A 19318-nucleotide genomic window follows, 5' to 3' on the forward strand; every position below is an offset into this window, starting at 1 on the left:
CGTGGTTGGTTCGGCCCGGCGCCATGTCCGGCCCTGCCGACGCAGCAGACGCGCAGTTTTTCCATCTAACCCGGACGATGCCGACATCCGCGCCCTTACCGGCGCGCAGGCGGCCGTCCCTTCACTATCGCATGGTGGCCCGGCCCAGCGCCGTCGACCGCCATCGCCGGAGAATCATAAATGACAATGCGTATGCTGATCGACGCGCGCCACCGGGAAGAAACCCGTGTCGCGGTCGTCAAAGGTAACCGGATCGAAGAGTTCGACTTCGAATCCTCCGAGCACAAGCAGCTCAAGGGCAATATCTATCTAGCCAAGGTGACGCGGGTCGAACCCTCGCTCCAGGCGGCCTTTGTCGATTATGGCGGCAACCGCCACGGCTTCCTCGCTTTCAGCGAAATCCACCCCGACTATTATCAGATCCCGCGCGAAGATCGCGAAGCCCTGCTGCGCGAAGAGCGCGAGCACGCCGAAGAAGAGGCCGCGTTGCGCGCCGACTTCGACGATGAGGACGAGGATGGCGAGGGCGTCGAGATCGTCGAAGCGACGCATCATCATGACGATGATGAAGATAGCGCACCCGAAGGCGAAGCGGCCGAGGGCGAGGCGTCCGAAGGTGGTCGTCCGAACCGGGGCCGTCGCGGCAAGCCCGGCGATGATGCTGCCGAGGAACTGCGCCGCAAGCGCATGGCGCTGCGCCGCCGCTACAAGATTCAGGACGTCATCAAGCGCCGCCAGGTGCTGCTGGTCCAGGTCGTCAAGGAAGAACGGGGCAACAAGGGTGCGGCCCTGACCACTTATTTGTCGCTCGCCGGTCGCTATTGCGTGCTGATGCCGAACACCAGCCATGGCGGCGGTATTTCGCGCAAGATCAGCAACGCGGCCGACCGCAAGCGGCTGAAGACGATCATCGCCGAAATGGCGCTGCCGTCGTCCATGGGCTGCATCGTCCGCACCGCCGGGCTCCAGCGCACCAAGCCCGAAATCAAGCGCGACTTCGATTATCTCGCCCGCCTGTGGGACGAGATTCGCGAAAAGACGCTGCAGGCCGCCGCGCCCGAACTGATCCACAATGATAGCGACCTCATCAAGCGGGCGATCCGCGATATCTACAATAAGGATATCGAAGAAGTCATCGTCGAGGGCGAGGAAGGCTATCGCGCTGCCAAGGACTTTATGCGCCTGCTGATGCCGAGCCATGTGCGTCGCGTGAAGCAATATGCAGACCCTGTATCGCTGTTCCAGCGCGCCAGCGTCGAAGATCAGCTGGCCGCCATGTACAACCCGGTCGTGCAACTGAAATCGGGTGGCTATCTGGTCATCAACCCGACCGAAGCCTTGGTGTCGATCGACATCAACTCCGGCCGCTCGACCCGTGAACATGGCATCGAACAGACCGCCGTCGCCACCAACCTGGAAGCCGCGCGCGAAATTGCGCGCCAGTTGCGCCTGCGCGACATGGCGGGCCTCGTCGTCATCGACTTTATCGATATGGAGAATAACTCCAACATCCGTAAGGTCGAGAAGGCGATGAAGGAAGCGCTGCGCGACGATCGCGCCCGCATCCAGGTCGGCCGCATTTCGGGCTTCGGCCTCATGGAAATGAGCCGTCAGCGTCTGCGCACCGGCGTATTGGAAGCTTCGACCCGCCAATGCCCGCATTGCGAAGGCACTGGCCTTGTCCGCACCGCCTCGTCGGCGGGCCTGTCGGCGTTGCGCATGTTGGAAGAAGAAGCGGCCCGTGGTCGTGGCAACTGCATCACCCTGCGCGCCAGCCAGGAAGCGGCCTTCTACGTCCTCAACAACAAGCGTCGCGAACTGGACGAGATCGAGCAGCGCTATGGCGTGCGGATCGAAATCCTGCCCGATGGCGAAGTCGAGGGCGCGCGCATGTCGGTCGAGGCCAGCGGCCCGCGCCCTGAGCGCGTCGTAAGCTACGCGCCGCTGCCCGAAGACGACGAGGATTTCGACGTCATCGAGGAAGAGGAAGAAGCGGAAGTCGAGGAAGAAGAGGCTGAAGAGCCCGAAACGCCCGCCGAAGCCGCCGACCGCGTTGAACGGGGCGAGGATCGCGAAGGCGGTCGTCGTCGTCGCCGCCGTCGTCGTCGTCGTGGCGGTCCGCGTGAGGATGGCCAGGCCGAAGGCGCCGCCGAGGGTGAGGGCGCTGTCGAAGGCGATAGCGAAGCCGATGCCGACGCAGAGGGTGAAGCCGAAGCTGAGCCCGCTGAAGCCAATGACGGCACCGAAGAGGAAGGCGGCGCACGTCGTCGCGGTCGTCGCGGTCGCCGTGGTGGTCGTCGCCGTCGCGAAGGTGGTGATGAGACTGTGAGCGCGGAAGCCACCGAATCGGCCGACGCCGAGCCAGTCGTGGAAGACGCGCCGGTCGAGCAAGCGCCCGTCGAGGAGGCTCCTGCAGAGGACGCCCCCAAGACTCGCCGCCGTCCCCGTGCCCGCAAGCCCAAGGCTGAAGCCGAAGCGGTCGTAGAGACCGTCGAAGCCCCGGCCGAAGCGGTTGTCGCCGAGGAAGCGCCGGTCGAAGCCCCGGTCAAGCCCAAGCGCACCCGCCGCACCAAGGCGCAGATCGAAGCGGAAGCTGCTTCGGCCGCGGCAGTTCCTGCAGCCGAGGAAGCCCCAGCCAAGCCCAAGCGCACCCGTCGCAAGAAGGCGGACGCCGTGGCCCAGGATGCCGCGCCCGACGCCGCGATCGAGGCACCTGCGCCGGTCGAATCGACGCCGGCACCGGTGGCCGAATCGGTCGCCGCTGATGGCGATGCGGCAGAAGCTCAGACTGAGGACGGCCAGAATGAAGACGGCACGCCCCGTCGCGGCTGGTGGCAGCGCACCTTCGGCCAATAAACCGGACGGGACGCCACCGCCATGAACAAGCGCCGCTGCTCTGCCGGTCCCGACCGGAGCGCAGCGGCGCTTTTCATTCCGCCCCGCTTCACGCGCGGTTCAGGGCGACCATGGCACCGCGCGGCGGTGATGGTCTGCTCTCCTACATGCCACGGTCACCGCTGATGCGGGGCCGGTTGAAACTCGTCGCGCTCGCGGCCCTGGCGCTGACCAGCGTCGCGCGCCCCGCGCTGGCGCAAAGCATCTTGCGCGATGCCGAAACCGAAGCCTTCATGGCGGATATGTCCGCCCCGCTGGTCAAAGCGGCCGGCATGCAGCCGCGCAATGTCGAGATCATGGTCATCAACGATCCCGAAATTAATGCCTTCGTCGCGGGCGGCCAATATGTCTGGGTGCATAGCGGCCTGATCGCGCAGGCGGACAATGTGAACCAGGTGCAGGGCGTTGTCGCGCACGAGCTTGGCCATATCGAGGGCGGGCATATCGTCCGTTTCGGCGAGGGCATGCGTGAGGCGACCGGCGTGACCCTGCTTAGCCTCGTGCTGGGCGCGGCGGCGATCGCCGCGGGCGGCGCGGAAGCTGGCCTGGGCATCATGGGTCTGGGGCAACAGGCGGCGATGAGCCGGTTCCTCGCCTTTTCCCGCGGCCAGGAAAGCTCGGCGGATCTGGCGGGTGCGCGCTATCTGAGCGCCGCCGGGGTCAGCGGTAAAGGCAGCCTCGAATTCTTCAAGAAGCTGCAAAATCAGGAATATCGCCTCGCGATTCCGCAGGATAACAGCTACGGTCGCACCCATCCGCTGTCGGGCGAGCGCATCAATGTGCTGCGCGAAGTCTATACCGTCGACCCGGCATGGGAAAAGCCGGTCGACCCGCAGCTTGAAGCCCGGTTCGAGCGCATCAAGGCCAAGCTGGTCGGCTTCGTGTCCGAACCGACGCAGACATTGATCAAATATCCCGAAAGCGACCAGTCGATCCCGGCCCATTATGCCAGGGCCTATGCCTGGCACAAAAGCGCCTATCCCCAGCGCGCCTTGTACGAGGCCGACGCGCTGCTCGCGGCTGCGCCGAACGACCCCTATTTTCTGGAACTCAAGGGCCAGATATTGCTCGAAAGCGGCCGCCCCAAGGATGCGGTCGCGCCTTTGCGCGAAGCGGTCAAGCGCACCAACCAGCCGTTGATTTCCGTCCTGCTCGCCCACGCCCTGATCGCGACCGAGGATGAGGCCAATTTCGCCGAAGCCGAAGATGTGCTCCGCATTGCGGTAGCGCGCGACCGGGAAAATCCCTTCGCCTGGTATCAGCTGGGCGTGGTCTATGCCCGCCGTGGTGACACGCCCCGCGCCGCGCTTGCGACGGCGGAACGCTATGCGATGATGGGCCAGCATCCCATGGCGCTGCGCAGCGCCGACGCCGCGATGCAGGGGTTGCAGCAGGGCACGGTTGACTATCTGCGGGCGCAGGATATCGCCATGACCTCGCGCGCGGCGATCGAGCAGCAGCGGAAGAAAAGATAAAGATGACAGACCAGCCTCGGCCCAGCTTTCGCGCGGCCCTTTCCAACAGGACGATCCAGATGACCCTTGGCGCTATCGCCTTTATCGCGGCCGCCGCTGGCACTGCGCTCGCCGTGCAGGCCCCCACCAGCGTCGCCGCCACCGATAAGGCGGCGATCGAGAAGATCGTCCATGACTATATTCTCGATCACCCGGAGATCATCCCGCAGGCGATCGAGAAATTGCAGGCCAACCGGATGTCGACCACCATCAGCGACAATCGCGCCGCGCTTGAAAAACCCTATGCCGGGGCGTGGGAAGGTGCGGCCAATGCCGACGTCACCGTGGTTGAATTTTTCGACTATGCTTGCGGCTATTGCCGCGCCTCGCTCCCCGACCTTGCCAAGCTGGTCGCCGCCGATGCCAAGGTGAAGGTCGTCTATCGCGAACTCCCCATCCTGTCGGAAGAAAGCAGCGACGCAGCCAAGGTGTCGTTGCTCGCCGCCGAACGCGGCCAATATATGGCCTATCACAAGGCCATGTATGGCGCGGGCCGGGTAACGCGCGACAGCATCATCGCTGCGGCGGGCAAGGCGGGGATCAGCAAGGCCGATACCGAAGCCGCCATCGCATCGAGCAAATATGACGCCGAAATCCAGTCCAACATCGCGCTCGCCCAGAAATTGCAGGCGAGCGGCACGCCGACCTTCGTGATCGGCGGCCAGGTGTTGAACGGCGCGGTCGGCTATGATGCGCTCCAGAGCGGCGTCGCAGCCGCGCGCGGGAAATAATCCTGTCTTCGTTCGGTTCGAGCCTGTCGAGAACTCTGGCGCCAAGGGTTCTCGACAGGCTCGAACCGAATGGTAGCCGGCACCACGCTCCACCATTGACTTCCACCCCTCCTTTGCCTATCGGACGCACCCTGACTTGCGGCCGCTGATTTGGCGGCCCTTTTTTGTCACGCCCGATTCTCTAGTTGTTTTTTGAGGAATGAACGATGAAGCGCACTTTTCAGCCGAGCAATCTGGTTCGGAAGCGCCGTCACGGTTATCGCGCCCGCATGGCGACCCCCGGCGGCCGCAACATTATCCGCGCCCGTCGTGCGCGCGGTCGCAAGAGCCTGAGCGCCTGATCGAAGGGCCGCCTTCGGCCGCGCCTGCCATCATGGGCAGGCGGGCCGATTTTCTGGCGGCCAATCGCGGCAAGCGCGCACCCATGCCGGGCTTCGTCCTGCTGGTGCGCGACCGTGCCGATGGCGATCCGGCGATGCGCTTTGGCATCACGGTCACGAAAAAAGTGGGCGGCGCCGTCATCCGTAACCGGATGAAGCGCCGCTTTCGCGTTCTCGCGCGCGAATTGCTGCCGCTCCATGGTTTTGCCGGTGCAGACCATGTGTTGATCGGCCGCGATGGCGGGATCGAGCGCGATTTCACCCTGCTGCGCACCGAATTGCAAAAGGCGCTAGGCAAGATTGCGCGCGCGCCGCAAGCAGGCGATAGCCCGCCGCGCCATGGCGCGCGGGCGGGACATGGCCGGGGCAAGGGCGGGGGCAAGGCCGGGGACCGGGGCAAAGTCCCATGATCGGCCGCCTGCTCATCCTGATCGCGCGCGGCTGGCAGCTTGGCCCTTCGCGCATCCTGCCGCCCTCCTGCCGCTTCGCGCCCTCCTGCTCGGAATATGCGATTCTCGCGATCCGCAAATATGGCGCGATCAAGGGTAGCTGGTTGGCGGGCAAGCGGCTAATGCGATGCCACCCATGGGGCGGGTCGGGCTATGATCCGGTTCCCTGATAAAGACACAAGAGACGGCGGAGCCGAATAGCGTGGACGACAAGAAGAATATCATTCTCGCGGTTTTGCTGACCGCAGCGATCCTGTTCGGCTGGCCCTATGTATCGGGCTATTTCTTTCCGGCCGCCAATCCGCCCGTCACCCGGATCGAAGGGGGCAAGACCACGCCGGTCGCCAATCCCGCTGCCGATCCGACCGCCGACAGCCCCGCCGCGATTCGCGACCGCGCGATCGTGCTGAAAGAAGGGCCGCGCGTCCCCATCCGCACGCCCAAGCTCGTCGGCTCGATCAACCTCAAGGGCGCGCGCATCGACGACATCGTCCTGCCGACCTATAAGGAAACGATTGCCAAGGATTCGGCCAACGTTCGCCTCTACAGCCCGGCCGGGACGCAGGACGCCTATTTTGCTGGCTTCGGCTGGCAGGGGGAGGGGCTCAAGACCCCGAACAAGGACACGGTCTGGACGGCGCAAGGTAGCGCGCTCACGCCGACCAGCCCCGTCACGCTGACGTGGAACAATGGCGCGGGCCAGCTTTTCGAAATCCGCCTGTCGGTCGATGAAAATTACATGATCACCGCCGCGCAGAAAGTGTCGAACAGCGGCACCGGCACGGTCGGCGTGAAGCCCTATGGCTATATTAGCCGTACCGGCGTGCCCAAGGACCCAGACACCTGGACCATCCATATCGGGCCGATGGGCGTGTTCAACAACGCGGCCAATTACGACGTCAACTATAGCGATCTCGACGAAGGCCCCTCGACCCGCGAGTTCCAGTCGAAGGGTGGCTGGATCGGCTTCACCGACAAATATTGGCTCTCGGCGCTCGTACCGGGCAAGGATGCCGACTTTGCGGGCCAGTTCCGCAAAGGGGCGGGCACTCAGTATCAGGCGGATGTCGCGCTTGGCTCGACCATGCTCGCGCCCGGCAAGGCCGTCACCCAGACGCAGCGCCTGTTCGTCGGTGCCAAGGAAGTCAAAACGCTCCAGGCCTATGAGCGCGATGGCGTGAAGCTGTTCGACCGCGCGATCGACTGGGGCTGGTTCTACTGGTTTGAACAGCCGATCTTCGCGCTGCTCCACTGGCTGTTCGAAACGCTCGGCAATTTCGGCGTCGCCATCATCTGCCTGACCTTCGTGGTCCGCGCGCTGATGTTCCCCGTCGCCCAGCGCCAGTTCGCCAGCATGGCCGCGATGCGCGCGGTGCAGCCCAAGATGAAGCTGCTGCAGGAAAAATATAAGGACGACAAGCCCAAGCTCCAGCAGGAGATGATGGCGCTCTACAAGACGGAGAAGGTCAACCCGCTCGCGGGCTGTCTGCCCATCTTCATCCAGATCCCGATCTTCTTCGCGCTCTACAAGGTGCTGATGCTGACGATCGAAATGCGCCATCAGCCCTTCGTGCTGTGGATCAAGGATCTGTCCGCGCCTGACCCGCTGCATATCCTCAACCTGTTCGGCCTGCTGCCCTTCACCCCGCCATCCTTCCTGGCGATCGGTGTGCTGGCGGTGCTGCTCGGCATTTCGATGTGGTTGCAGTTCAAGCTCAACCCGGCCCAGATGGACCCGATGCAGCAGCAGATCTTCTCGATCATGCCCTGGATGATGATGTTCATCATGGCCCCCTTCGCGGCGGGTCTGCTGGTCTACTGGATCACCAACAACTGCCTGTCGATGGCGCAACAATGGTGGCTCTACAAACGCCATCCTGCGCTCAGCGTGGCGACGGCAACGAAGTAACGAAGCGGCTTTCCGTCCTCCCCTGGCAGGGGAGGTGGATGGCCGCAGGCCAGACGGAGGGGTGTCACCCTATCGATGGGGCGACACCCCTCCACCACGCCCTTCGGGCGCGGTCCCCCTCCCCCGCCGGGGGAGGATTTTGAGGTGAACGATATGGACTCCCCCGACATCATCGAAGAAGCGCGCAAGGTCTTTTCCGGCCCGATCGCCTTCCTCAAATCCGCGCCCGCGCTGGAATTCCTGCCCGACATGGCGGTGAACGAAGTCGCCTTTGCGGGCCGCTCCAATGTCGGCAAATCCTCGCTGCTCAATGCGCTGACCAACCGCAACACGCTGGCGCGCACGTCGAACACGCCGGGTCGCACGCAGGAGTTGAACTTCTTCGACGTGGGCGAACCGCTGCGCTTCCGCCTCGTGGACATGCCGGGCTATGGCTATGCCAAGGCACCCAAGGACGTCGTGCGCAAATGGAAGTTCCTGGTGAACGACTATCTGCGCGGTCGCGCGGCGCTCAAGCGCACCCTGGTCCTGATCGACAGCCGCCATGGCATTAAGGATGTCGATACCGACATGCTCGACATGCTCGATGGCGCGGCGGTCAGCTACCGCATCATCCTGACCAAGGCGGACAAGATCAAGGCGAGCGAATTGGAACAGGTGTTCGTCGATACGGCCGCCGCGATCCGCAAGCGGCCCGCCGCCCATCCCGACATCATTGCGACGTCGGCGGAAAAAGGCATGGGCATCCCCGAATTGCGTGCCGCCGTACTGGAAAGCGTGACCCAGGGCTAAGCGCTTGACGAACCGGCCCGGCATCGGGAAGGAAGCGCGCTTCGACAAGCCCGCCGCGACGCGCTAAGGAGCGTGCAGCGTCGGCCGGGCCGCCGTCACTTGGAGATGAGACTATGCGCGCCGAAGCGCAGCAATATATCGATCGTATCGACGCCGCGCTGAACCTGTTGCGCCGCTTCCTCGACTGGGACCGCGCACTGCGCCGTCTCGACGAGTTGAACGCCCGCGTCGAAGATCCGACGCTGTGGGACAATGCGAAGCTGGCGCAGGAAGTCATGCGCGAACGCACCCGGCTGGACAGCGCGATCGGCGCGACCCGCGCGATCGCCGCGGAGAAATCCGACAATGCCGAACTCATCGAAATGGCCGAGGCCGAGGGTGATGAGGATATGGTCAGCGAAGCCATCGCCTCCTTGAAGGCGCTGGCCGACCGCGCTGATGAAGACAAGATCAAGGCGCTGCTGGCGGGCGAAGCCGACGCCAGCGACACTTATCTCGAAATCCACGCGGGCGCTGGCGGCACCGAAAGCCAGGATTGGGCCGAGATTCTGTCGCGCATGTATCGCCGTTGGGCGGAACGGCGCGGCTATAAGGTAGAACTGGTCGATTATCAGGCGGGCGATCAGGCGGGCATCAAGTCCGCGACTTTCCTGATCAAGGGCGAAAATGCCTATGGCTATGCCAAGACCGAAAGCGGCGTCCACCGCCTCGTCCGCATCAGCCCCTATGACAGCGCCGCGCGCCGCCACACCAGCTTCTCGTCGGTGTGGGTCTATCCGGTCATCGACGACGATATCGATATCGAGGTCAAGGAAAGCGACCTCAAGATCGATACCTATCGCGCGTCGGGCGCAGGCGGGCAGCACGTCAACACCACCGATTCGGCTGTCCGCATCACCCACGTTCCGTCCGGCATCATCGTCGCATCGCAAAATGATCGGTCGCAGCACAAGAACCGTGCGACCGCGATGAACATGCTCAAGGCCCGGCTCTACGAAGCCGAATTGGCCAAGCGCGAAGCCGTCACGGCAGGCGAATATGCGGCCAAGACGGAGATCGGCTGGGGCCATCAGATCCGCTCCTATGTGCTGCAACCCTATCAGCTGGTGAAGGATTTGCGCACCGGGGTCACCTCGACCGCGCCCGACGATGTTCTCGACGGCGCGCTCGATCCCTTCATGGCCGCTGCTCTGTCGCAAAAGGTGACGGGCGAAAAGGTCGATGTGGAGGATGTCGACTGATGATGCGCCTGGCGCTGGTGGGCATCTCCGTCCTGCTGGCCGCTTGCGACATGCTGTCGCCGGGCGACGGGACCAGGCGCGCCGTCGCTGCCCAGCCTTTTCCCCAGGCCGATCGCCCGGTCGCGCCGATCGTTTCGACCCGCTGGTCCAGCGAGGAAGCGCGCGACCGCGTGCATGAGGCCGACGATATCATGGACCGGGCGGGCATCCGCCCCGGCATGACCGTCGCCGACATCGGCGCAGGCGAGGGCTATTATACCGTCCGCCTCGCCGCGCGCGTGGGCGCGCAGGGCCGCGTGCTGGCCGAAGACATCATGCCCGAAGTGATCGAAGCGCTCTCACGCCGCATCACCCGCGAAAAATGGGATAATGTCAGCGTCAAGCTGGGGGCGCCAGAAGACCCCCGGCTGCCCGAAAACAGCTTCGACCGGATCATGATGGTGCATATGTATCATGAGATTGCCGAACCCTATGCCTTCCTGTGGCACCTGTCCCCAGCGCTGAAAAAGGATGGCGAACTGATCGTCGTCGATGCCGATCGGCCGACCGACCAACATGGCACGCCGCCGCGCCTGCTCGCCTGCGAATTGGCGGCGATGGGCTTCCGCATGGAAGAACTGATCCCCAAGCCAACCGCCGGCGGCTATTTCGCCCGTTTCCGCCGCATCGCCGCGCGGCCCGACCCTGCCACGATCATCCCCTGCGCACTCGATGACCGGTAAAGAGGGTTAATGCCGTCCTGACTTTTCTTGTTGGGAACGCATCGTCTTCGCCCATGTTATGCTTCCCAACGGGAGGCACAGGATTGCAGGACCATCATTCGCTTGGCGCGGCCCGTCGCGCGACGCGGCTCAAATTGTTCGAGCCGGTCCTGTTGCGCGTGCAGGGTCTGCCGGTGCGCGCGCATCTGCTCGATCTGTCGATGACGGGCGCGCTGGCGCATAGCGACAGTCCACCACAGGTCGGCGACCATGTCGTGATCGAAGCTAGCGCGCTGAGTGTGGCGGGCCGGGTCATGTGGGTGCGGGCGAAACGCTTCGGCGTCCATTTCGACCTGCCCTTGCCGCAGTTCACGGTCGATCGCGTCGTACGCGGCGACTAGCCCTTGCGCCGCCAGCGTCGAAACAGCGATACCCCCAACACACCGCCGCCGACCAATGCCGCGATCGCGCCACCGGCTGACGCCAGTGCCCAGGCACCCGCCGCCAGCAGCCCGGTCAGAAAATCGACAATGATCAGGGTCAGGTGGATCATGGGGGAAGGACAGGGGCCTTACGCCCCTAATTCCTTCGCCTCCTGATATTTCAGCTCCAGAAACCGGTTCTGCGTCGCCAACTTGTTGAGGTCGCCGCTCGCCAATTGCTCGCTCATCCGCGCGATTTCCGCGTCGATGACGCCCAGCCCGTCGATCAACTGCTGTTCGGGCACGCGCCCGTTCCGCTGTTCGCGCCGCATCGGCTGGGGGATGGACTGATAGCCGGTCACCAGTTCGGGCAAATGATCTGACAGCAAGCGGCGCACATCCTGCGCGGCCGGGTCTTGCGGGTCGAGCCGCTCCAACTGCGGGGCCAGCGTTTCCAGCTTGACGCCGATACTGTCGACCAGCGTGATCGCGGGCGCAGGCAGGGCCTTGCGCTGATTTTCCAGCCAGATTTCGGTCTGCAGCGGCAAGGCGGTGAGCGGCGTCTGTGCCAGCGCTTCGGACTTCACCTTCGTCTCCGTCGGCAACAGCGCGATCAGCAATAGCGCGGCGATCATCACGCCCAGCGCAATCATCACGCCGGTAGTGCCAAGCGGCAGCACGAACCCGGCCACCACGCTACCCAACAACACCGTCAGCACCGCCCAGAAGGCATATTTGACCTTCCGCATCAGCCCCGCATTGCGCCGCTGCCGTGCCCGCGCGCTCAGGCTCTGCCCGCGCTCGCTATGACGGCGCAGCACAGCCTCGGCATCGGCCAAGACGCGATCGGACCGGCTCATGCTCGTCCCCCCTCCGTTCGGTTCGAGCTTGTCGAGAACTGGCGCGCGAGGGTTCTCGACAGGCTCGAACCGAACGGGGTGGGGGCGCACATGCGGCTCACCCCTCGATCGCGCTCAACAGCGAATTATCCACGCGCACGTCGCGTGAGGCTTCGGCCTGGCCCTGCGCGCGGGCGATATAGCCCTTGGACTTCTCCACTTCGCCCGACAGCGTGGTCACCGTCGTCTTCATATTCTCCAGCGCCTTCATCTTGAACGCGTCGATATTGTCCATCGTGTCATAGATATTCTGGAAGGCGCGCTGCAGCGTTTCGATCGGGATCGTGCTGGACGCGGCCTGCTCGTGGATTTGCGCGGTCTGGCTCTTGAGCAATTCGCCGGTGCGATCGATCATGTTCGCGGTCGTCGTATTGAGCGCGCTGATCTGTTCCAGCACCAGCCGCTGCCCGGCCAGCGCCTGCGCCACCGTCACCGCCGTCCGCAGCGCCGCGACCGTGGTCGTGCTGGCGCGGTCCACGCCCTTGACCAGTTCGATATTATTCTTTTTCACCAGATCGAGCGCCAGATAGCCCTGCACCGTCACCGCCATCTGCGTCAGCAGATCCTGCGTCCGCTGGCGAATGTAGAACAGCGCGCTTTCGCGGATCGCCTTGGCCTTGGCCGGATCGCTCGAATCCAGCTCCAGCGCCTTGGCCTCCAGCCGCGCATCCATCGTCTTGCTGATATGGATCATCTGTTCCAGACGGCCCATGGTCTGCCACATATTCTGCCGCTCCACGTCGATCGCGGCATTATCCTTGATCAGCGTATCCTTGCCGCTGGCCAGCGACCCCAGGATCGCATTGATATGCCCCTGCGCGCTTTTATAGCCGTCGAAATAGTCGCGCATCTTGTTGCCGAACGGGATGATGCCGAACAGCTTCTTGGGCGCAAGCAGGTTGCCGCGCTTGCCGGGGTCCAGATCCTCGACCGTGCGGCGCAGTTCGGCGAGGTCCGCGCCGACCTTGGTATCGCTGTCCATCGCCCGCACCGGGCGGTCGAGGAAGCGGTTGGAGTGCCCGGCCGCCTCGGCGATTTCCTTGCGCCCCATATTGGTCAACTGGTCGACCCGCACCCCGAATTCGGGACTGTTGGCATCCTGCGCCACCAGATCGTCGATGAAGGCATCGACTTTTTCGTCCAGCTTGGACTTCTTTGCCTCGTCGATCGGCACCAGCCCGGCCGCCTTGTCGGCCGCGACGACCGGCACCGGGTCGGGCGCGGTCAGGTTCAACATATCGGCGGTCGCGGTCTGGGTCGCGGTGGGCGCAGTCGTAGCCATGCTATCTCCTTGGGTGTCATATCGATATAGAACACCTGCGCTGCAAGGCGCAATCGTCGCCATGATGATAGGAGCCACGTCGCGCGATGGGAAGCACGAAGGCACTTGGCCTTTGGCTTGGCTGCGGTCCTGCTCTTGCCGCAACGCGTCATTTCCTGTAGGGGCGCGGCCGAAGCCTCTGCGTGACCTTGTGTCGGCGTGGGCCAACACATATCCCGAAGGCAAGACATGTCCCTGCGTAATATCGCCATCATCGCGCACGTCGATCACGGCAAAACAACCCTCGTCGACCAGCTTTTCCGCCAGTCCGGCACCTTCCGCGACAATCAGCGCGTCGAAGAGCGCGCGATGGACAGCAACGATCTCGAAAAAGAGCGCGGCATCACCATTCTTGCCAAGCCGACCTCGGTTGAGTGGGAAGGCACCCGCATCAACATCGTCGATACACCGGGCCACGCCGATTTCGGCGGCGAAGTCGAACGCATCCTCTCGATGGTCGATGGCGTCGTCCTGCTGGTCGATTCGTCCGAAGGCGCGATGCCGCAGACGAAGTTCGTGACCGGCAAGGCGCTGGCGCTGGGGTTGAAGCCCATCGTCGTCGTCAACAAGGTCGACCGCCCCGACGAGCGTATCCAGGAAGTGCTGGACGAAGTGTTCGATCTGTTCGTGTCGCTCGAAGCGACCGACGAGCAGCTCGATTTCCCCGTTCTTTACGCGTCGGGTCGCAATGGCTACGCCAATGAAGACCCCACGCTGCGGGCGGGCACGTTGAAGCCGCTGTTCCAGAAGATTGTTGATCACGTCCCCGCGCCCGCCGTGGAAGTCGATGGCGTGCCCTTCACCTTCCTGGTGACTTTGCTCGACCGCGACAACTTCCTCGGCCGCATCCTCACCGGCCGCGTAACCAGCGGTTCGGTCAAGGTGAACCAGGCGATCCACGCGCTCGACATGGACGGCACGGTCATCGAAACGGGTCGTGCGTCGAAGATCATGGCGTTTCATGGCCTTGATCGCGTTCCTGTTGACGAAGCCAAGGCAGGCGACATCATCTCGCTGGCGGGCCTCTCCGTCGCGACCGTCGCCAACACCATCTGCGACATCTCGGTCACCGAACCGATCCAGGCCCAGCCGATCGATCCGCCAACGCTCTCGATGCGCTTTGCCGTGAATGATTCGCCGATGGCCGGCCGCGAAGGCACCAAGGTCACCAGCCGCATGATCCGCGATCGCCTCGCTCGCGAAGCCGAATCGAACGTCGCCGTGAAGGTCACGGAGAGCGCCGACAAGGACAGTTTCGAAGTCGCCGGCCGCGGCGAATTGCAGCTTGGCGTGCTCATCGAAACGATGCGCCGCGAAGGCTTCGAACTCTCGATCAGCCGCCCGCGCGTGCTGTTCGGCACGGACGAGGACGGCAACAAGACCGAGCCGTATGAAACCGTCATGATCGACGTCGATGATGAATTTTCCGGCACGGTCGTCGAGAAGATGAACCTGCGCAAGGCCGAGATGACCGACATGCGCCCATCGGGCGGCGGCAAGACCCGCATCACCTTCTCCGCGCCCTCGCGCGGCCTGATCGGCTATCATGGCGAATTCCTGTCCGACACGCGCGGCACGGGCATCATGAACCGCCTGTTCGAGAAATATGGTCCCCACAAGGGCACGATCGAAGGCCGCAAGAATGGCGTGCTGATCTCCAACGGGTCGGGCGAAGCCAATGCCTATGCGCTGGGTCCGCTCGAAGAGCGCGGCATCCTGATGGTTGGCGTGGGCGAAGCGCTCTATGAAGGCATGATCATCGGCCAGAACGCCAAGCCCGACGATCTCGAAGTCAACCCGATGAAGTCCAAGGCGCTGACCAACTTCCGTGCGAGCGGCAAGGACGACGCCGTCCGCCTGACCCCGCCCTGGAAGCTGACGCTGGAACAGGCCATCGCCTATATCGATGATGATGAGCTGGTCGAAGTCACGCCCAAGACGATCCGCCTGCGCAAGCGCTATCTGGATCCGAACGAGCGCAAGCGCATGAGCCGCTCGAAGGCAGCTTGATCAATCCTCCCTGAGCTAGCTCGGGGAGGGGGGCCATCAGCACAGCCGATGGTGGAGGGGGCGGGCGGCAACGCCCCGCCCCCGATCTTTTTACAGGAGCCCCAAATGGCCGACCTCTATCTCAAGGCCCTCACCGCCGAACGCCGCGCGCTCTGGGCCGAATGCCGTCTCAAGGGGCTGGCCAAGGACACCCCCCAACGCCTGCGCATCTTCGAAATCGACGCCCTGCTGGCCGCGCACAAGGCCAAGCAGGACGCGAAGGGCGCTTGAGGCGCCCTTGTGATCAGATAGCCAGCCCGACTGTCACCGACCCGGTAAAGCCGTTGGTGATGTCGCCGGTCATGGCGGGCGTCATCGCTGCGATCTGCTCTGCCGTGTTGTCGCCAAACACATTGTCATTGGCTGTCGTCGTGCTGGAGAAATTGCTTCTGCTGCTGGCGTAGCCGCTTGTGGCGTAGATGGCGGTACAGGCCGCTGTCGGCATCGCCAATTGGGACGTCAGCACGCGATTGGCGTAGGTCGTCGCGCGCGCTAGGCTGGGATAGACCTCGAAATGGATATGCGGGTATCGTCCAGCATAACATCCTGGAAAGATGCTGGTAAAAGTCACTTGTCCGTTGGCATCGGTCACGCCGACACCGCGCAGATAATTCTCGCCAGGGATATCGTATAGCGAATATTGGCCATCGCGCGTACAATGCCACAGATAGACTGCATAACCAGCCAACGGCGCACAACCGCTGTTCACATTCACGACAGTGATCGTCAATTGCATGTAAATCCCGGCAGCCGTGCCGGACGCCGTGCCGAAACTGGAACGAATGTCGGCGCGAACGATGCCGTTGTCGTCCAGAGCGTTGACCACACTGCCATTGACGCTATTGGACCCATCAGCCGGATATGGTCCGTTGGTTTCGGTCGGATCGGCGACGCAGCTTTCGCTGGACGTGCTGGTCGTTCCGGTTGTCGATGTCGTCGTGGTGTTTGTGGTGGTCGTCGTCGAACTGGTCGTTTCCACCGAGCCGCTGGCGTCGCTGCCCCCGCAGGCACTGACCATCGCTGCACCGCCCGCCGACAAAAGGAGCCGCAAAGTGCGCCGCCGACCGATTGCCTGGCGCGACAGAACGCTCATATGGCTCAGGTCATGGATCAGGCCGTGATCATGGGCATCTGCTATAGTCGTCACTCGTTTGCTCCTCACGCAAGCTTGGTCGGAACAGCAAACGTCGCGTCATGATGATTCCCGTCATGGCTGAGGCTTACCGTTCGCATAAGCCGGACGCGGCAGGCTCGCCAATGTCAGGCTGCTTGCCACCATCAGCGCGATGGTCAGCCACAGGAATGGGCCATAGCCCCCGGTCGCGTCATAAAGCGCCGACGCCCCAAGCGGCCCGGTTGCGGTGCCGACCGACAAGGCCATCAGCAACCCGCCATATAGTCCGCCAAAGGTCTTGAGCCCAAAATGCTGGGTGGTGAGATAGACGATCACGTCGACCTCGGCGCCCAATGTCAGCCCGATCATAGCGGCCGCCGCTGCCTGCGCGCCCCAGCTATCCCCGCCCATCAGCAACAGCAGGCAGCCGATGGCCGGCAGCAGAAAGACGACCGCCCCCACCATCGATCCGCGAAACCGGTCGAGCAGCAGCCCCGTCGCCAGCCGCCCGATGACCGAGAAGATACCCACCAGCGCAGCGATCCCCGCAGCCTCCATGCGCTCCGCGCCGCGATCGGTCAGGATGGGCACGAAATGCACGACCAGCGCGATGATGGTGAAGGTGAAGAGCAGGCTGGCCAGCAGCAGCCGATGATAGATGGAAGAGCGCACGCCTTCGCCCAGCGTCGCGCCCTCAAGCGCCGGCCGTTCTACCAGTGCGGCTTTCGCCCGCCGGTCGTGCGCGCCACGAAAGAAGAGGAAGATCATCGGAAAGGCGATTGCAACCCAGATCGCCGCCTGGATCGGCGCCGCGGTCTGCCAGCCATGGCGCGCGATGAGCCAGCTACCCAGCAGCGGAAACAGGGCGGCGGCCAAAGAAGCGCCGCACAATGTGACCGCAAACGCTAGCCCCCGCGACGCAGCAAAGCGGGTCGCCACCGCACTGGTCCACACCGTCGCCTGCACCGGCAATGTCGCCAAGGCCAACAGGCTCCACAGCATCAGCCATTGGGCCTTGTCCCCGGTCGCTGTCCCCAGCATGGCAAAGGCAGCACAGGTCAGGACCACACCGACCAGCCCGAACAGGCGCGGTCCCAGCCGGTCGACCATCAGCCCGATCGGCACCGAAAACAGCGCTTGCACCAATGTCGCCAGCGTCAGGCCGATGGTGGTTTGCGTCCGCGACCAGCCAAAGGATTGGCTGATCGGCTCGATATAGGGGCCAAGTCCATAGATATGGATGACGCTGGTCGCATAGCCAAGGCCCGCCGCGATCGGCAGGATCGGCGCCCGCCGCCATTCCGCCCCGGCCGTCATTGCTGCGCCTGTCTCTGCCATGGTCCTGCCTCTCCCGCTTTGCGTCCGTCTTTGTGGCGCATGATGCCAAGCAATTGGATAAAAAACTATAGCATCTCATTTATTATGATCCACACGCACGGCAAAGCGGCTGGCCATGCCGCTGCCCCGCTCATATAGTCGCGCCTGATTGTCCTCCCCCGCGAAAGCGCTTCATGCATCTTCTTATCGGCCTAGCCGGCATCCTGCTCATTCTTGCCGTTGCCCTCGCCCTCTCGTCCGATCGCCGCGCCATCAAGCCGCGCGTCGTCGGCGCGGCCTTTCTGTTGCAGGCGGGGATCGCCCTGCTGGTCCTCTATGTGCCCGCCGGTCGCGCCATCATCGGCGGCATGTCGAAGGGGGTGTCGAACCTGCTGGGCTATGCGCAGGCGGGCACCGACTTCATCTTCGGCCCGCTCGCCAGTCCCGAAATCGGCGGGGCCAGCTTCGCCATCGCCGCGCTGCCGGTCATCATCTTCTTCGCCAGCCTGGTGTCGATCCTCTACTATCTGGGCGTGATGCAGTTCATCGTCCGCTGGGTTGGCGGCGCGATCGAAGCCGTGACGGGCGTGTCGAAGGTTGAAAGCCTCTGCGCCGCCGCCAACATCTTCGTGGGACAAAGCGAAAGCCCGCTGGTGATCCGCCCCTATCTGGCCGCACTCACCCCTTCGCAACTCTTCACCGTGATGACCAGCGGCATGGCTGGGGTCGCGGGCACGATCCTGGCGGCTTATGCCTCCATGGGCATCCGCATCGACTATCTGCTCGCCGCCAGCTTCATGGCGGCACCCGGCGGGTTGCTGATGGCCAAGATCATGATGCCCGATCCGCGTGTCCCTGTGCAGGGCGAATTGCCGCTCGGCGACACGCCCGATGTCCCGCTGCCCGAAACGCGGATCAGCGGCGTCGGCCCGGCCGCGCTACTCCCCGAAGGCACGCCGGGCGAACCCATGCCGGTCGCCAGCCATGACGAGGAAAAGCCCGCCAACCTCATCATGGCTGCCGCTCAGGGCGCACAGACCGGGGTGAAACTCGCTGTCGCGGTCGGCGCGATGGTGCTGGCCTTCGTCGCGCTTGTGGCGCTCGCCAACGGCATATTGGGCGGCATCGGTGCCTGGTTCGGCTATCCTGACCTTAGCTTCCAGATGCTGCTTGGCTATGTCTTCTCGCCGATCATGTATCTGCTCAACATTCCCTGGGAAGAAGCGCAGGTTGCGGGCGGCCTGTTCGGGACGAAGGTCGTCCTCAACGAATTCGTCGCCTATATCAACCTTGGTCAGGTGCAGGGCGCGCTGTCGCCCGCGACCATCGCCATCGTCACCTTCGCGCTATGCGGCTTCGCCAATTTCAGCTCGATCGCGATCCAGATGGCGGTGACCGGCAACCTCGCGCCCAATCAACGGCCGATGATCGCACGTCTGGGGCTGAAGGCGCTGGTGGCAGGCAGCCTCGCCAACCTCATGAGCGCCGCGCTTGCCGGCCTGATGCTCAGCCTGCGCTAAGGGGCAGTCCTTTTGCTATCGTAACGGAAATGCTACCATCGCCCGCCCAAATCGGTTATGGTTA

The 19318-nt window shown here is 63.7% G+C and carries 19 protein-coding genes; 14 read left to right on the forward strand and 5 right to left on the reverse strand.

The annotated features are described in order from the left end of the window. The first annotated feature begins 180 nt into the window (after positions 1 to 180). The 11 genes from ACZ2HM_RS16490 (at position 181) to ACZ2HM_RS16540 (ending at position 11013) form a co-directional block, all read left to right on the forward strand. A complete protein-coding gene (locus ACZ2HM_RS16490; protein WP_470425735.1) occupies positions 181 to 2856 on the forward strand; it encodes an Rne/Rng family ribonuclease in 2676 nt (891 codons plus the stop codon). A 164-nt stretch (positions 2857 to 3020) separates the two neighbouring features. After that, positions 3021 to 4370, forward strand: a complete 1350-nt coding sequence (locus ACZ2HM_RS16495; RefSeq protein WP_037473505.1) for a M48 family metalloprotease — start codon at positions 3021 to 3023, stop codon at positions 4368 to 4370. Positions 4371 to 4372: 2 nt separating this feature from the next. Beyond that, a complete protein-coding gene (locus ACZ2HM_RS16500) occupies positions 4373 to 5140 on the forward strand; it encodes a DsbA family protein (protein WP_052027546.1) in 768 nt (255 codons plus the stop codon). A 206-nt stretch (positions 5141 to 5346) separates the two neighbouring features. After that, positions 5347 to 5481 carry a 50S ribosomal protein L34 gene (rpmH, locus tag ACZ2HM_RS16505; protein WP_006959075.1) on the forward strand — a complete coding sequence of 45 codons (135 nt, stop codon included), beginning with the start codon at positions 5347 to 5349 and terminating at the stop codon, positions 5479 to 5481. 32 nt (positions 5482 to 5513) lie between these two features. Further along, positions 5514 to 5930, forward strand: a complete 417-nt coding sequence (rnpA, locus tag ACZ2HM_RS16510) for a ribonuclease P protein component (protein WP_470425736.1) — start codon at positions 5514 to 5516, stop codon at positions 5928 to 5930. Further along, entirely contained in the window at positions 5927 to 6139 is a 213-nt protein-coding gene (gene yidD / locus ACZ2HM_RS16515; RefSeq protein WP_037473506.1) for a membrane protein insertion efficiency factor YidD, read from the forward strand. Before rnpA ends, yidD begins: the two co-directional genes overlap by 4 nt. A 32-nt stretch (positions 6140 to 6171) precedes the next feature. Next, on the forward strand, positions 6172 to 7878 hold the full coding sequence (gene yidC / locus ACZ2HM_RS16520; protein WP_037473508.1) for a membrane protein insertase YidC: 1707 nt from the start codon (positions 6172 to 6174) through the stop codon (positions 7876 to 7878). Positions 7879 to 8031: 153 nt separating this feature from the next. Next, positions 8032 to 8670 (forward strand): ribosome biogenesis GTP-binding protein YihA/YsxC, encoded by a 639-nt coding sequence (gene yihA / locus ACZ2HM_RS16525; RefSeq protein ID WP_037473509.1) that lies wholly within the window; start codon positions 8032 to 8034, stop codon positions 8668 to 8670. A 113-nt stretch (positions 8671 to 8783) separates the two neighbouring features. Continuing rightward, positions 8784 to 9911 carry a peptide chain release factor 2 gene (prfB, locus tag ACZ2HM_RS16530; RefSeq protein ID WP_037473510.1) on the forward strand — a complete coding sequence of 376 codons (1128 nt, stop codon included), beginning with the start codon at positions 8784 to 8786 and terminating at the stop codon, positions 9909 to 9911. Further along, entirely contained in the window at positions 9911 to 10633 is a 723-nt protein-coding gene (locus ACZ2HM_RS16535) for a class I SAM-dependent methyltransferase (RefSeq protein WP_037473511.1), read from the forward strand. The genes prfB and ACZ2HM_RS16535 overlap by 1 nt, the downstream gene beginning before the upstream one ends. Positions 10634 to 10716: 83 nt before the next feature. Further along, positions 10717 to 11013 (forward strand): PilZ domain-containing protein, encoded by a 297-nt coding sequence (locus tag ACZ2HM_RS16540; RefSeq protein ID WP_037473512.1) that lies wholly within the window; start codon positions 10717 to 10719, stop codon positions 11011 to 11013. Here ACZ2HM_RS16540 and ACZ2HM_RS16545 read toward each other — a convergent pair. From ACZ2HM_RS16545 to ACZ2HM_RS16555, 3 genes are all read right to left on the reverse strand, one after another. Next, positions 11010 to 11165, reverse strand: a complete 156-nt coding sequence (locus ACZ2HM_RS16545; protein ID WP_193378812.1) for a hypothetical protein — start codon at positions 11163 to 11165, stop codon at positions 11010 to 11012. The genes ACZ2HM_RS16540 and ACZ2HM_RS16545 overlap by 4 nt on opposite strands. Positions 11166 to 11183: 18 nt before the next feature. After that, positions 11184 to 11894 carry a hypothetical protein gene (locus ACZ2HM_RS16550; RefSeq protein WP_037473513.1) on the reverse strand — a complete coding sequence of 237 codons (711 nt, stop codon included), beginning with the start codon at positions 11892 to 11894 and terminating at the stop codon, positions 11184 to 11186. Between the two features lie 97 nt (positions 11895 to 11991). Then, positions 11992 to 13215, reverse strand: coding sequence for a toxic anion resistance protein (locus tag ACZ2HM_RS16555; protein ID WP_037473514.1), 1224 nt, complete (start codon positions 13213 to 13215; stop codon positions 11992 to 11994). Positions 13216 to 13443: 228 nt separating this feature from the next. Here ACZ2HM_RS16555 and typA point away from each other — a divergent pair, with 228 nt between their 5' ends. Continuing rightward, positions 13444 to 15264: a translational GTPase TypA gene (gene typA / locus ACZ2HM_RS16560; RefSeq protein ID WP_037473516.1), complete on the forward strand. Its 1821-nt coding sequence runs from the start codon at positions 13444 to 13446 to the stop codon at positions 15262 to 15264. Positions 15265 to 15369: 105 nt separating this feature from the next. Next, positions 15370 to 15534: a hypothetical protein gene (locus ACZ2HM_RS16565; RefSeq protein WP_470425737.1), complete on the forward strand. Its 165-nt coding sequence runs from the start codon at positions 15370 to 15372 to the stop codon at positions 15532 to 15534. A 13-nt stretch (positions 15535 to 15547) separates the two neighbouring features. Here ACZ2HM_RS16565 and ACZ2HM_RS16570 read toward each other — a convergent pair whose 3' ends face one another. Next, positions 15548 to 16396 carry an intradiol ring-cleavage dioxygenase gene (locus tag ACZ2HM_RS16570; protein ID WP_069065950.1) on the reverse strand — a complete coding sequence of 283 codons (849 nt, stop codon included), beginning with the start codon at positions 16394 to 16396 and terminating at the stop codon, positions 15548 to 15550. Positions 16397 to 16510: 114 nt separating this feature from the next. Then, positions 16511 to 17755: an MFS transporter gene (locus ACZ2HM_RS16575; RefSeq protein WP_470425738.1), complete on the reverse strand. Its 1245-nt coding sequence runs from the start codon at positions 17753 to 17755 to the stop codon at positions 16511 to 16513. A gap of 173 nt (positions 17756 to 17928) precedes the next feature. Here ACZ2HM_RS16575 and ACZ2HM_RS16580 point away from each other — a divergent pair, with 173 nt between their 5' ends. Then, positions 17929 to 19254, forward strand: coding sequence for a NupC/NupG family nucleoside CNT transporter (locus ACZ2HM_RS16580; protein WP_069065952.1), 1326 nt, complete (start codon positions 17929 to 17931; stop codon positions 19252 to 19254). Positions 19255 to 19318: the final 64 nt, after the last annotated feature.

It is taken from the genome of Sphingobium sp. KKT206 (assembly GCF_055640555.1).

What these genes read in the sequence shown, in the direction of transcription:
- ACZ2HM_RS16490 (WP_470425735.1), top strand. Translation starts at nt 181, where the DNA reads ATGACAATGCGTATGCTGATCGACGCGCGCCACCGGGAAGAAACCCGT.
- ACZ2HM_RS16495 (WP_037473505.1), top strand. Translation starts at nt 3,021, where the DNA reads ATGCGGGGCCGGTTGAAACTCGTCGCGCTCGCGGCCCTGGCGCTGACC.
- ACZ2HM_RS16500 (WP_052027546.1), top strand. Translation starts at nt 4,373, where the DNA reads ATGACAGACCAGCCTCGGCCCAGCTTTCGCGCGGCCCTTTCCAACAGG.
- rpmH (WP_006959075.1), top strand. Translation starts at nt 5,347, where the DNA reads ATGAAGCGCACTTTTCAGCCGAGCAATCTGGTTCGGAAGCGCCGTCAC.
- rnpA (WP_470425736.1), top strand. Translation starts at nt 5,514, where the DNA reads ATGGGCAGGCGGGCCGATTTTCTGGCGGCCAATCGCGGCAAGCGCGCA.
- yidD (WP_037473506.1), top strand. Translation starts at nt 5,927, where the DNA reads ATGATCGGCCGCCTGCTCATCCTGATCGCGCGCGGCTGGCAGCTTGGC.
- yihA (WP_037473509.1), top strand. Translation starts at nt 8,032, where the DNA reads ATGGACTCCCCCGACATCATCGAAGAAGCGCGCAAGGTCTTTTCCGGC.
- prfB (WP_037473510.1), top strand. Translation starts at nt 8,784, where the DNA reads ATGCGCGCCGAAGCGCAGCAATATATCGATCGTATCGACGCCGCGCTG.
- ACZ2HM_RS16535 (WP_037473511.1), top strand. Translation starts at nt 9,911, where the DNA reads ATGATGCGCCTGGCGCTGGTGGGCATCTCCGTCCTGCTGGCCGCTTGC.
- ACZ2HM_RS16545 (WP_193378812.1), bottom strand. Translation starts at nt 11,165, where the DNA reads ATGATCCACCTGACCCTGATCATTGTCGATTTTCTGACCGGGCTGCTG.
- ACZ2HM_RS16550 (WP_037473513.1), bottom strand. Translation starts at nt 11,894, where the DNA reads ATGAGCCGGTCCGATCGCGTCTTGGCCGATGCCGAGGCTGTGCTGCGC.
- ACZ2HM_RS16555 (WP_037473514.1), bottom strand. Translation starts at nt 13,215, where the DNA reads ATGGCTACGACTGCGCCCACCGCGACCCAGACCGCGACCGCCGATATG.
- typA (WP_037473516.1), top strand. Translation starts at nt 13,444, where the DNA reads ATGTCCCTGCGTAATATCGCCATCATCGCGCACGTCGATCACGGCAAA.
- ACZ2HM_RS16565 (WP_470425737.1), top strand. Translation starts at nt 15,370, where the DNA reads ATGGCCGACCTCTATCTCAAGGCCCTCACCGCCGAACGCCGCGCGCTC.
- ACZ2HM_RS16570 (WP_069065950.1), bottom strand. Translation starts at nt 16,396, where the DNA reads ATGAGCGTTCTGTCGCGCCAGGCAATCGGTCGGCGGCGCACTTTGCGG.
- ACZ2HM_RS16575 (WP_470425738.1), bottom strand. Translation starts at nt 17,755, where the DNA reads ATGGCAGAGACAGGCGCAGCAATGACGGCCGGGGCGGAATGGCGGCGG.
- ACZ2HM_RS16580 (WP_069065952.1), top strand. Translation starts at nt 17,929, where the DNA reads ATGCATCTTCTTATCGGCCTAGCCGGCATCCTGCTCATTCTTGCCGTT.